This is a genomic window from Kitasatospora sp. CMC57 (assembly GCF_045866025.2).
Taxonomy (GTDB): domain Bacteria; phylum Actinomycetota; class Actinomycetes; order Streptomycetales; family Streptomycetaceae; genus Kitasatospora.
On record NZ_AP035881.2, the window covers coordinates 6,219,523 to 6,231,936 of the forward strand.

The 12,414-nt window shown below is 72.2% G+C and carries 10 protein-coding genes and 1 riboswitch; of the genes, 3 read left to right on the forward strand and 7 right to left on the reverse strand.

Going from position 1 to position 12,414, the window contains the following annotated elements; all coding sequences use genetic code 11:
- Window positions 1–7: 7 nt before the first annotated feature.
- Window positions 8–1,006, reverse strand: coding sequence for a DUF2382 domain-containing protein (locus tag ACKUU6_RS27940; RefSeq protein ID WP_407991336.1), 999 nt, complete (start codon window positions 1,004–1,006; stop codon window positions 8–10).
- Window positions 1,007–1,201: 195 nt separating this feature from the next.
- A riboswitch (glycine riboswitch) is annotated at window positions 1,202–1,307 on the forward strand.
- Between the two features lie 236 nt (window positions 1,308–1,543).
- Between ACKUU6_RS27940 and gcvP the strand changes: the two genes are divergently transcribed.
- Window positions 1,544–4,414, forward strand: coding sequence for an aminomethyl-transferring glycine dehydrogenase (gene gcvP, locus ACKUU6_RS27945; RefSeq protein ID WP_407991337.1), 2,871 nt, complete (start codon window positions 1,544–1,546; stop codon window positions 4,412–4,414).
- A 56-nt stretch (window positions 4,415–4,470) separates the two neighbouring features.
- On the opposite strand, the gene ACKUU6_RS27950 is transcribed toward gcvP, so the two are convergent.
- Both ACKUU6_RS27950 and ACKUU6_RS27955 read right to left on the reverse strand, forming a co-directional pair.
- On the reverse strand, window positions 4,471–4,662 hold the full coding sequence (locus ACKUU6_RS27950) for a DUF5999 family protein (RefSeq protein WP_407991338.1): 192 nt from the start codon (window positions 4,660–4,662) through the stop codon (window positions 4,471–4,473).
- A 319-nt stretch (window positions 4,663–4,981) separates the two neighbouring features.
- On the reverse strand, window positions 4,982–5,536 hold the full coding sequence (locus ACKUU6_RS27955) for a hypothetical protein (protein ID WP_407991339.1): 555 nt from the start codon (window positions 5,534–5,536) through the stop codon (window positions 4,982–4,984).
- Between the two features lie 339 nt (window positions 5,537–5,875).
- Between ACKUU6_RS27955 and ACKUU6_RS27960 the strand changes: the two genes are divergently transcribed.
- Window positions 5,876–7,375, forward strand: a complete 1,500-nt coding sequence (locus ACKUU6_RS27960) for a glutamate-cysteine ligase family protein (protein ID WP_407991340.1) — start codon at window positions 5,876–5,878, stop codon at window positions 7,373–7,375.
- A 109-nt stretch (window positions 7,376–7,484) separates the two neighbouring features.
- Complete coding sequence (locus ACKUU6_RS27965) at window positions 7,485–8,273, forward strand: CPBP family intramembrane glutamic endopeptidase (protein ID WP_407991341.1); 789 nt, start codon at window positions 7,485–7,487, stop codon at window positions 8,271–8,273.
- A gap of 7 nt (window positions 8,274–8,280) precedes the next feature.
- Here the strand turns inward: ACKUU6_RS27965 and ACKUU6_RS27970 are convergent, their stop codons facing one another.
- The 4 genes from ACKUU6_RS27970 to ACKUU6_RS27985 all read right to left on the reverse strand — a co-directional run bounded on the left by ACKUU6_RS27970 (window position 8,281) and on the right by ACKUU6_RS27985 (window position 12,409).
- Window positions 8,281–8,799, reverse strand: a complete 519-nt coding sequence (locus tag ACKUU6_RS27970; protein WP_407991342.1) for an HAD domain-containing protein — start codon at window positions 8,797–8,799, stop codon at window positions 8,281–8,283.
- 70 nt (window positions 8,800–8,869) lie between these two features.
- Window positions 8,870–10,120, reverse strand: coding sequence for an MFS transporter (locus tag ACKUU6_RS27975; protein WP_407991343.1), 1,251 nt, complete (start codon window positions 10,118–10,120; stop codon window positions 8,870–8,872).
- Between the two features lie 95 nt (window positions 10,121–10,215).
- Window positions 10,216–11,628, reverse strand: a complete 1,413-nt coding sequence (locus tag ACKUU6_RS27980) for a sugar porter family MFS transporter (RefSeq protein WP_407991344.1) — start codon at window positions 11,626–11,628, stop codon at window positions 10,216–10,218.
- Window positions 11,629–11,776: 148 nt separating this feature from the next.
- Window positions 11,777–12,409, reverse strand: a complete 633-nt coding sequence (locus tag ACKUU6_RS27985; protein ID WP_407991345.1) for an FMN-binding negative transcriptional regulator — start codon at window positions 12,407–12,409, stop codon at window positions 11,777–11,779.
- Window positions 12,410–12,414: the final 5 nt, after the last annotated feature.

Genomic DNA, 12,414 nt, shown 5'->3' on the forward strand with positions numbered 1-12,414 from the left:
CGCGGCGTCAGGCCGGGCGGAGCGGCTCCGGGCGCAGCTGGGCGCCGTTCGGGGACGTCGGGGCGGGCGCGGCGTCGGGACCCGGGACCGTGGTGCTGTCGTGGATCTCCACCTGCTCGCGGCGCAGCTCCTCGCGGATCACCGTCTCCTCGGTGAAGCGCTCGACCACCAGGCGGACCCGCTCCACCGGCGCCAGGTACTTGCGCACCACCGGCCGTTCCTCCCGGAGCGTCACCTCCTCGACCGCCTCGGCGATCTCGTGCTCGCTGAGCGCTGCCCGCTCCGCCTCGGTGACGGGCACCCGCTCCACCCGGACCCGCTCCTTCACCACCGGCACCTTGCGCTCGACCGGCTCCGAGGTGACGTACTTGCGGAGCTTCGCCGTCCCCAACACGTGCCACTCGGTGGTGACGTCCAGCCGCTCCTCGCGGCAGGTGATCTCCACCGGGTCGGCGGGTGCGTTGCCGGGCACGGTCGGGACGTGGGCGGTGGTGGTGGGCGGCGCGGCCATCGGCGGCTCGGCCTGGTGCCGGCCGGCCGGGGCCTCGGCGGCGGTGGTGAAAGCCATCGGGGCGGCCGCCACCGTCGGAGCGGCGGGTGAAGCGTTCATGCTGGTGTCCTTGCTGAGGGTGCCGAAGTCGAGGTCCTTGCCGGGCCCCGAGCCATTGCCTGCCGCGGCCGGGGCAGCGGCGCTGCCCCCGTCCAGGCCGTAGTACCGGTAGAGCTGGAGCTCCTGGGCGGGGGAGAGGTGCTGGCCGACCCCGAAGTCGGGGGAGTCCTTGATGAGCGACTTGTCGTACGGCACCCTGAGCTCCTCCCCGGAGAACTCGCTGGTGGTCAACGGGACGAAGGCGTCCCGGCCGAAGATCCCGGTCCGGACGGCGGCCCACTCCGGTTCGCCGGTCGCGTCGTCCAGGTACACCTCGTCGACCGTGCCGATCTTGTCGCCGTTCCGGTCGACCGCCTTGTGGCCGATCAGGTCTCGCGGGTCGATGTCGGTCTGCACGCTGTCCTCCAGCAAGTACGAAAGCCCCGTTGGCACACCGTCAGGAGACGGCCGAAGGAGCTGGTCGGCCGTACTTCACACCCAAAGCCATCCGGTTGACCCCCGCGAGCCGGACGCACCCGTCCGGGGCAGCGAGTACCCTCCGGGGCACCCGTGATCAACCGGCGGTCCGCTGGTACCCTGGGCCGCGACTGCCGAGCCCGCTCGGGAGAGTCCCCGCACCGCTCGCGTGGTGTCACGGGGACGCCGAAGGAGCAAACCCTCCCCGGAATCTCTCAGGCATCCGTACCGTGCGGGGTAGGTCACTCTGGAAAGCAGGGCAGGACCGACGGCGAGGGAGCCGACGGGCCCCACCCTCACCGACGGTGCAAGCCGACGGGGCGGCTCCGGCCGCCGCGTGCGTGCGAAGCTCTCAGGTACCGATGACAGAGGGGGAGGCCTGACGGGCTCGTTCGTCCCCGGCTCCGCTGCCCCACAGTGGTGTTGCCGTCCGGCGTGCGTGCCCCCGCCGGTCCGTGACCAGGAGGCCTCGACCCCATGAACGCCCAGCCGACCCTCACCGAGCTTGAGCAGTCAAGCCCCTTCGAGAACCGTCACATCGGCCCCGACGCCGCCGCCCAGGACAAGATGCTGGCGCAGGTCGGGTACGGCTCGCTGGACGAGTTGTCCGACGCCGCCGTCCCGGACGCGATCCGGAGCCTGACCGCGCTCGGCCTCCCGGCCGGCCGCAGCGAGGCGCAGGTGCTGGCCGAGCTGCGCGAGCTGGCGGGCCGCAACCAGGTACTCCAGCCGATGATCGGCCTCGGCTACTACGGCACCTTCACCCCGCCGGTGATCCTGCGCAACGTGCTGGAGAACCCGGCCTGGTACACGGCCTACACGCCGTACCAGCCGGAGATCTCGCAGGGCCGGCTGGAGGCCCTGATCAACTTCCAGACCGTGGTCGCCGACCTGACCGGGCTGGACACCTCCGGTTCGTCGCTGCTCGACGAGGGCACCGCCGCCGCCGAGGCGATGGCGCTGGCCCGCCGGGTCGGCAAGGTCAAGGGCGGGGTCTTCCTGGTCGACGCGGACACCCTGCCGCAGACGATCGCGGTGATCGAGACCCGGGCCGAGCCGACCGGCGTCGAGGTGGTCGTCGCCGACCTGTCGGCCGGCATCCCGGCCGAGGTCGCCGAGCGCGGTGTGTTCGGCGTGCTGCTCCAGTACCCCGGTGCCTCCGGCGCGGTCCGCGACCTGGCCCCGGTGATCGAGCAGGCGCACGGCCTGGGCGCGATCGTCGCGGTCGCCGCCGACCTGCTGGCGCTCACCCTGCTCAAGTCGCCGGGCTCGCTCGGCGCCGACATCGCCTGCGGCACCTCGCAGCGCTTCGGCGTCCCGATGGGCTTCGGCGGCCCGCACGCCGGCTACCTGGCGGTCCGCGCCGCGTACGCGCGCAGCCTGCCCGGCCGTCTGGTCGGGGTCTCGGTGGACGCCGACGGCAACCGCGCCTACCGGCTGGCGCTGCAGACCCGCGAGCAGCACATCCGCCGCGAGAAGGCCACCTCCAACATCTGCACCGCCCAGGTGCTGCTCGCCGTGATGGCCTCGATGTACGCGGTCTACCACGGCCCGGACGGCCTGGCCGACATCGCCCGCCGGACCCACCGCTACGCCGCCGCGCTGGCCGAGGGCCTGCGCGCGGGTGGCGTCGAGCTGACCACCGGTGAGTTCTTCGACACCGTCACCGCCAAGGTGCCGGGCCGAGCCGCGGCGGTCGTCGCCGCTGCCCGCGACAACGGCGTGAACCTCTTCCGGGTCAGCGAGGACCTGGTCTCGATCTCCTGCGACGAGACCACCACCCGCGAGCACCTGGCCGCCGTCTGGGCCGCCTTCGGCGTCACCGCCGAGGTCGTGGAGACCGCCGCCGCGCTGCCCGCCGCGCTGCTCCGCCAGGACGAGTACCTGACCCACCCGGTCTTCCACAGCCACCGCTCGGAGACCCAGATGCTGCGCTACCTGCGCCGCCTCGCGGACCGGGACTACGCGCTGGACCGGGGCATGATCCCGCTGGGCTCCTGCACCATGAAGCTCAACGCGACCACCGAGATGGAGCCGGTGACCTGGCCCGAGTTCGGCCAGCTGCACCCGTTCGCCCCGGTGGAGCAGGCCGAGGGCTTCCTGACCCTGATCCGGCAGCTGGAGCAGCAGCTGGTCGAGGTGACCGGCTACGACGCGGTCTCCATCCAGCCGAACGCCGGTTCGCAGGGCGAGCTGGCCGGTCTGCTCGCGGTCCGCGCGTACCACCGCGCCAACGGCGACACCCAGCGCGACGTCTGCCTGATCCCGGCCTCCGCGCACGGCACCAACGCGGCCTCCGCCGTGATGGCCGGCATGCGGGTGGTCGTGGTGAAGACCCTGACCGACGGTGACGTGGACGTCGAGGACCTCCAGGCCAAGATCGAGCAGCACCGCGACCAGCTCGCCGTGCTGATGGTCACCTACCCGTCCACCCACGGCGTGTTCGAGACCCAGATCACCGACATCTGCGCGGCCGTGCACGAGGCAGGCGGCCAGGTGTACGTGGACGGCGCCAACCTGAACGCGCTGGTCGGCCTGGCCAAGCCGGGCAAGTTCGGCGCCGACGTCTCACACCTGAACCTGCACAAGACCTTCTGCATCCCGCACGGCGGCGGCGGTCCGGGCGTCGGCCCGGTCGCGGTGCGCTCGCACCTGGCGCCGTACCTGCCGAACCACCCGCTGCAGTCCGAGGCGGGCCCGGCCACCGGCGTCGGCCCGATCTCGGCCGCGCCGTGGGGCTCGGCGGCCATCCTGCCGATCTCCTGGGCGTACGTCAGGCTGATGGGCGGCGAGGGCCTCAAGCGCGCCACCCAGGTCGCGGTGCTGAACGCCAACTACATCGCCAAGCGGCTCGCCCCGCACTTCCCGGTGCTCTACACCGGTCCGGGCGGGCTGGTCGCGCACGAGTGCATCATCGACCTGCGCCCGCTCACGAAGGAGACGGGGGTGACCGTGGACGACATCGCCAAGCGTCTGATCGACTACGGCTTCCACGCCCCGACCATGTCCTTCCCGGTGGCCGGCACGCTGATGATCGAGCCGACCGAGTCCGAGGACCTGGGCGAGATCGACCGGTTCTGCGACACCATGATCGAGATCCGCGCGGAGATCGAGAAGGTCGGCAGCGGCGAGTGGGCGGCGGACGACAACCCGCTGCGCAACGCCCCGCACACCGCCGCCACGATGGCCGGCGAGTGGACGCACGGCTACTCGCGCCAGGAGGCCGTCTTCCCGGCCGGCGTGAACCCGGCGGACAAGTACTGGCCGCCGGTGAGCCGGATCGACGGCGCGTACGGCGACCGCAACCTGGTCTGCTCCTGCCCGCCGCTGGACGAGTACGGCTCCTGAGCCGCTGAACAGGTGCCCCCGGTGGAGTCACTCCGCCGGGGGCACCCGGCGTTCGGTCAGGAGGCGATCGCCAGCGGGCGGCGGGGGCCGATCACCCGGCCGTCGGGCAGCAGCTCGCCGGTGTCGTCGAAGAGCAGGACGCCGTTGCAGAGCAGGCTCCATCCCTGGTCGGGGTGGCAGGCGACGGTGACGGCCGCCTCGTGATCGGTGGACTCCGCTGACGGACACTCAGGACGGTGCTGGCACATCTTCGTACCCTCGCTTCGCTGCTTGCACCCGGCCGACCGAGCCGGCGCAGCCCCTGGGTGCTCCGCCCCCGACGATCCGGTCCCCTGCGCCGGCCCAGGTGTGAACCGGCGCTCCGACGGGTAGGACAGCTCGCCCCCCGCGTCGGTTCCCAGTGTCGTCATCCCGGGAGCGTCGCGCAGCGATTTCGTGACATGCGCCACAACCGGATGCCAGGGATCACCCGTTCAGATGGCGCCCGCCGCCGGATGGCACGGAACGGGCCACCGGCGACTGACCCGCCCGGGGCGGCGCCGATGGCCCGTTCGGGTGAGGCCGGGTTCAGGCGCGGTCGAGGGCCAGGGGCCGGGAGAGCAGGGCTAGCAGCTCGCCGGCCGGGTAGACCCGGTGGGAGGTGATGCCGAGCGGGGCCGGGGCGAGCGGGATCAGCAGGTCGACCGAGGGGCCGGGCTCGGGATGGTGCAGCCAGAGGGCGGTGGCGTAGTGGCCCGGCATTGAGAGCAGCCTGGGCTGGTGCCTGGCCCGGGAGGCGAGGGCGAGCTGCCCCGCCTGGCGCAGCGCGCGCAGCGTGGAGTCCAGGTAGGGGCCGGCGGTGAAGTGCGAGAAGGTGTGGCCGTCCCCTGTCTCCAGCACCTCGGCCGCGGCGGCGGTCTCGTTCCCCGAGCGGATCAGGAAGCGCCAGCCCGTCCGGCGGGCGGTGGCCAGGGTGGCATCGGGCTCGTCGAGCACGTGCACCGCGAGCGGATGCGCGGGGAGCAGCCGTTCGGCGCCGCGCAGGGCGGCTGCCGACGGCGGGCTGAGCGCGGCCTCGGAGTCCAGGGCGGCGAGGACGGCGCGCAGGGCGCTCAACGGGGGCTGGGGCGTCTGCAGGGTCATGGCTGGTCGCCTCTCCGTGCTAGATCGGCGTGCGAGTGCGGCATACCGGCGTGGCGCTGAGGGAACCAGGCCGTGTCCGGTTGGGCATGATCGCGGCGTGGGCGCGGGCCTGCCGTCGCGAGAGCTTCGGGAGCGGCGGGCACCGGGCAGGAGCTGTGCGAATTTTACTCGAACAGGTGCACAGGGTGACCTTCATATCACGTTCAGTGTGCGATAGCAAGCGGGGTATTGTCTGACGCACCGTCAGTAGTCTTGTTCGGCCGCTGTGTTCGAGCTCGTACTAGAAATCTTCCGGCGGGGCATGATGCAGGGACGGTCGACCTAGGTGAAGGGGCACCCATGGGCGAGAAGGTCGTGGCGACACGCGCGGAACTGTCCGATCGGCAGCTGTACCGCCGGAAGCTGCAGGGCTGTCTGGACGCGCTGGAGCGGATGCTGCGCGAGGGGCGTTTCGACCGGCCGAGGGCCATGGTCGGTCTGGAGATCGAGCTCAACCTGGCCGACGACCTGGGCCGCCCGGTGATGCGCAACGAGCAGGTGCTGGCGGCGATCGCCTCGGGAGACTTCCAGACCGAGCTGGGCCGGTTCAACATCGAACTGAACATCGCCGCCCGCCGGCTCACCGGCCACGTGCTCGACGAGCTGCGCGAGGAGATCGACACCGGACTGCGCTACGCGGACCGGAAGGCCGAGGAGGTCGGCGCCCGGATCGCGATGGTCGGCATCCTGCCGACGCTGGACCTGGACCACACCGGCCTGGACGCGATGTCCCACAACGACCGGTACACCCTGCTCAGCGACCAGATACAGGCCGCCCGCGGCGAGGACATCGCCCTGGACATCGAGGGGGTGGAGCGGCTCACCGTCGAGTCGGTCACGATGGTCGCCGAGGCCGCCGCCACCTCGCTGCAGCTGCACCTCCAGGTCACCCCCGAGCGCTTCGCCCCGGTCTGGAACGCGGCCCAGGCGATCGCCTCGGTGCAGCTCGCGCTGGGGGCGAACTCGCCGTTCCTGTTCGGCCGCGAGCTCTGGCGGGAGACCAGGCCGGTGCTGTTCCAGCAGGCATGCGACACCCGTTCGGCGGAGCTCAAGGCGCAGGGCGTGCGTCCGATAACCTGGTTCGGCGAGCGCTGGGTGGACTCCGCGCTCGACCTGTTCACCGAGAACCAGCGGTACTTCCCGCCGCTGCTGCCGATCTGCGACGACGAGGACCCGGCCAAGGTGCTGGCCTCCGGCGGCATCCCGAAACTGGCCGAGATGCGCCTGCACAACGGCACCATCTACCGCTGGAACCGCCCGGTGTACGACGTCGCGGACGGCGTCCCGCACCTGAGGGTGGAGAACCGTTGTCTGCCGGCCGGTCCGACGGTGGTGGACACGCTGGCCAACGCCGCCTTCTACTACGGCCTGGTCCGGGTGCTGGCCGAGCAGCCCAGGCCGATCTGGACCAGGCTGCCGTTCGCCCAGGCGGACGAGAACTTCCACACCGCCGCCCGGCACGGCATCGACGCGGTGCTGCAGTGGCCGAAGGCCGGCCGGGGCGCCCGGGGCACCGCGCCGGTGGCCGCCACCGAGCTGGTGCTGACCGAACTGCTGCCGATGGCCAGGCAGGGTCTGGACGAGTGGGGCATCGAGCCGGCCGACCGGGACCGGTACCTCGGCATCATCGAGCAGCGCTGCCTGCGCCGCACCAACGGCGCCGCCTGGCAGGCCGCCACGGTGCACCTGCTGCGCGAGCGGTACGGGATGGACCGCACATCGGCGATCGCCGCGATGACCCGGCGCTACCTGGAGCACATGCGCGGCGGCGAGCCCGTGCACACCTGGCCGGTGGGCTGAACGGGCCGGCAGGTCGTCCTGCCGGTCTTCGCCGACCGGCTCTCAGGCGGGTGTGCGAGGATGATCGGCCCGGCGGCCCGCCGGGCCGATCATCCTCGTGGGAGTCCAGGTGACCACCGTTTCGACCCCGCCCGGGACCGCCGGAACCTCGCGCCGACTGCTCGGGATCGAGCTGCTGGTGGTGCTCGGGCTCTCGTTCGGGATGAGCGGCCTAGGCGCGCTGATCAGCTTCCTGGGCTCGCTCACCGAGCCCGCGCAGCTGGCCAAGCAGGTCGCCACCCTGAACGCGTCGCGCGCGCCCGGGCGCCCGTGGCTGGACCTGGCCTGGCAGCTGTACTACATCGCGCGCGGCCTGATGCCGGTCGCCCTGGTCGGCTACCTGCTGGTGCGCGAGGGCGCCTCGCTGCGGGTGCTCGGCTTCGACCTCCGGCAGCGGTGGCGGGACCTGGGCCGGGGCACGGCGGTGGCGGCCGCGATCGGCGGCACCGGCCTGCTGCTCTACCTGTCCGCGCAGGCGGCCGGGGTCAATCTGACCGTCGCCCCGTCCGGACTGCCGGACGTCTGGTGGCGGGTGCCGGTGCTGGTCTGCTCGGCCTGGGAGAACTCGATCGCCGAGGAGGTGATCGTGCTCGGGTTCCTGCTCCGGCGGCTCGGGCAGCTGGGCTGGGGCTGGCCCGCGACCGTGGTCGCCAGCTCGGTGCTGCGCGGTTCGTACCACCTGTACCAGGGCATCGGCGGGCTGGTCGGCAACATGGCGATGGGCGTGGTGTTCTGCCTGCTGTACCGCCGGTGGGGCCGGGTGATGCCGCTGGTGGTGGCGCACGCGCTGATCGACACGGTGGCCTTCGTCGGGTACGCGCTGCTGGCGGGGCACGTGAGCTGGCTGCCGACCGGCTGAGACCACGTCAGGCGCAGTCCTGCCCGAGCCGTCCGGTGCCGGGCGGCCGTCGCAGCAGCAGGTCGACGTGGTGGCGCTGCAGGCCCTGCCCGGGGTCCACCGGCAGCAGCAGCCGGTCCCGGCGCAGCAGTGAGCGGCGCAGCAGGCTGCCCGGGATCACGTCGTCCACCCAGGCGAACGGGCGGCCGTCGGCGTACCGGAGCAGCGGGGCCCACTTGTGCGCGGCGATCAGGTCGAGCACCGGCACCTTGGGGTCGTCCGGCCTCGGCACGTACCCGGAGAACCGGACCACCGGCAGCCGGGGCAGGCCGAGGGCCGGGGCGATGTGGATGTTGGCGTGGTCCTCCCAGGTGGTGGCCCAGCAGAGCTCGTACGTGCCGGCCAGCTCGCGCAGCCAGGCGGCGTGCCGGGCCGAGAGCAGCACGGCGTAGCCGAGCAGGGTGTGCGAGTCGAAGCCCGCGTCGGGGTGCGGACAGACCGGGTTGAGGACTCCGTCGACGTCCAGGAACAGCAGCGGCTTTGGCACTTGGCTCCCCCCAAGATGGCACCGTTGTCACATGGTCGGACGAGCGAATCCGGGGGACGGTTGCCTGCTGTCACCCGGAAATGACGGTCACCCGTTCCGGTACAACGTCGGGAGCGGCCCGGCGGAGGCGGCGGACCTGGGGTTCGGCCAGCACCACCAGCGCGAGCAGGACGACGAGCGCCGCACAGGTCCAGAGTGCGCCCTCCATGCCGAGGGCCAGGGCGACCGGGCCCGCCGCAGCGGTGCCGAGCGGCATCAGCCCGATCGAGCCGAAGTGGTCGTAGGCGGCGACCCGGGAGAACAGCTCGGGCGGGATCTCCTGCTGGAGCGCGACCATCCAGTTCACGCCGAAGACGGTGATGCCCGCGCCGCTGAGGAACATCGCGAGCGCGAGCACCGGCAGTGCGGCCCCGGCGGCGAGCGCGGCGGCCGGCAGGGCGAAGAGGAAGACCCCGACGTTGCCGACCAGGAGGATCCGGTCCGGCTGCCAACGGACCATCAGCGGTCCGGTCGCCAGCAGCCCCAGGCCGAAGGCGGCCAGCGCCAGGCCCCAGGCGTCCGCGCCACCGAGCCGCTGGTTGGCGACCACCGGGCCGTACACCGACTCCACCGCGCCGAGCGCCGCCATCACCACGCTGAACTGGAGCACCACCGCCCAGAGCCAGCGGCGGCCGGCGAACTCCCGCCAGCCCTCGCGGAGATCGGCCAGCAGGCCCCCGCCGTCCGCTTGGCGGACCGGGGCGTCCAGGTCGAGCAGCAGCCGCAGGGCGGCGGCGCAGAAGAAGGTGCCGGCGTCGATCGCCAGCACCCAGCCCGGGCCGACCGCCGCGACCAGCGCGCCGCCGAGTGCCGCGCCGCCGATCTGGGCGCCGTTCAGCGCCATCCGGAAGATCGCGAAGGCCCGGGCGGAGTGCTCCTTGGCCACCGACTCCATGATCATGCCCTCGGCGGCCGGGGCGTAGAACGCGAAGCCGACACCGCCGGCCGCCGAGAGCAGCAGCAGGTGCCAGAGGCCGGCCTGGCCGGTCAGCACCAGGGCGGCCAGCACCGCCTGGGAGAGCGCGCTGAACAGGTTGGCGGCGACCATCACGTGGTGCCGGGGGAGCCGGTCGGCCAGCGCGCCGCCGAGCAGGAGCAGCAACACCATCGGGACGATCCTGGCGGCCGTCACGTACCCGACCTCGGTGACCGTGCCGCCGAGCGCGAGCACGGCGAACGCTGTGGCGATCGGCGCACCCGAGGTGCCGATGCCGCTGATCACCGTGGCAGCGGTCTGGACCCGGTAGTTGCGGCCGGCCCAGGGGAAACGGGTGCTCTTCATCCGGCGACTATCGCCGGACCGGCGGACGGTGTCATCCGATTATCAGGACAGAACCGGGCGCGCTGTCCCGATCCCGCCGGTCCGGTGACGACCGGTCAGCCCATCTCCTCCAGCGCCCGGCCCTTGGTCTCCTTGATGCAGTACGCCACGAAGGGGATGGAGAGCAGCGCGAAGGCGGCGTAGACGACGTAGGTGGCCGAGAGGTTCCAGTCGGAGAGGGTCGGGAAGCTGACGGTGATCGCCCAGTTGGCGATCCACTGGGCCGAGGCGGCCACCGACAGGGCGAGCGCGCGGATCTTGTTCGGGAACATCTCGCCGAGCAGCACCCAGACCACCACGCCCCAGGAGAAGGCGAAGCAGAGGACGAAGACGTGCGCCGCGACCAGCGCGACGGTGGCGTGGGTGTCGTCCAGGGTGGCGGTGTCACCGGTGCCGTGCCGGAACGAGAACGCCCAGGCGGCGGTGGAGAGCGCGGCGGCCATGCCGACCGAGCCGGCCAGCGCCAGCGGCTTGCGGCCGATCCGGTCGACCAGCGCGATCGCGATCACGGTGCCGACCACGTTGACGATCGAGGTGGAGAGGCTGATCAGCAGCGAGTTGGACTCGTCGATGCCGACCGACTGCCAGAGGAAGGAGGAGTAGTAGAAGATCACGTTGATGCCGACGAACTGCTGGAAGGCCGAGGCGCCGATGCCGATCCAGACGATCGGCAGCAGGCCGAAGCGGCCGCCCAGCAGGTCCTTGAGGCGCGGCTTGTGCGAGGTGTCCAGCACGGCGCGAATCTCGGCCACCCGGGCGTCCAGGTCGATCCCGTCGCCCTCGACCTCCAGCAGCACCTTGCGTGCCTCCTCGTCCCGCCGGTTGGCGATCAGGAAGCGCGGCGACTCGGGGATGGCCAGCGCCATGATGCCGTACACGAGGGCCGGGACGGCCTCCACGCCGAGCATCCACTGCCAGGCCTGGACACCGCCGAGGTGGCCGTTGGAGGTGCCGCCGGCCGCCTCGTTCAGCGCCCAGTTGGCGAGCTGGGAGACGGTGATGCCGAGCACGATGGCCAGCTGCTGGAAGGAGGCCAGCCGGCCGCGGTAGGCGGTCGGGGCGACCTCGGCGATGTACGTCGGGGCGATCACCGAGGCGATGCCGATCGCCACGCCGCCGACCACCCGCCAGAAGCCCAGCACCTCGATGCTGGGCGGGAACATCGAGCCGACGCCGCTGATCGCGAACAGCGTGGCGGCCAGCAGCATCGTCCTGACCCGGCCGAGGTGGTCGGCAAGCCGCCCGGCCAGCACCGCGCCGACCGCCGAGCCGAGCAGCGCGACCGCCACCACGAAGGCGGTCTCGCCGTTGCCGACCGCGAAGTGGTTCTGAATACCCGTCACCGCGCCGTTGATCACGGCGCTGTCGTAGCCGAACAGGAAGCCGCCCATTGCGGCGGCCGCCGAGATGAAGACCACGTGACCCAGATGGGTCTGGTCGGCGGGCTGGACCGGAGAGCCGGTGAACACGACGAGCTCCTGAGGTTCGACGGCCACCAGCGCGGCCGATTGGACAGGGTATGTCCCCGTATTCCACCAGGTGGCCGCTTGAAAAGCGTGTTCTATCGCTGATCTGACGAAATGTCGTATCCGGCCGCCACCCGCGCGGCGGCACGGGTCAGCCCAGCGGGCAGCCCGCCCGCCGGGCGTTGCGCCGCAGCAGCTGCGCCCTGGCCTCCGCGTCCCGCCCGGTGCCGCGCTCGGCCAGCCGGTCCGCGAAACCCGCCTGCTGCCCGACCGGCTTCTTGTCGTCGTACTTGAACTTGGCGTCCACCCGGTCGATGGCCAGCCGCAGCCCGGTGATGCCGGACAGCAGGCCGCCGTACGGCTCCTGGCCCGCCGTCACCGGTGTGCGGCCCGGCCAGTCGGGCTCGAAGTGGGCGAGTTGGCGGTTCAGGATGGCGGCCTTGCCGGCGGGGTCCTCGACCGCATCGGCGGTGCAGGAGAAGTGCACCGAGGCGTAGTAGCTGGTCGGTACGTACGGCTCCGCGCGCCAGGCCCCGGCGGCGAAGGCGTAGTCGTCGGTCACCGCCAGGGTGACCCGGGGGTCGGCGCGGATCGCCGCCCAGAAGGGGTTGGGGGCGGCGAGGTGGAGCACGATCTCGTCGCCGGCCAGCAGGAAGTGGGTCGGCACGAGGACCGGGCCCCGGCCTTCCGGGCCGTTGGCGGCCAGCAGGCCGAAGTCGCGTCCGTCGGCGAGCCAGGCGCGCCACTCGTCCTCGCTGCCGCGGTCCCAGGATCGGATCGGCACGTGAC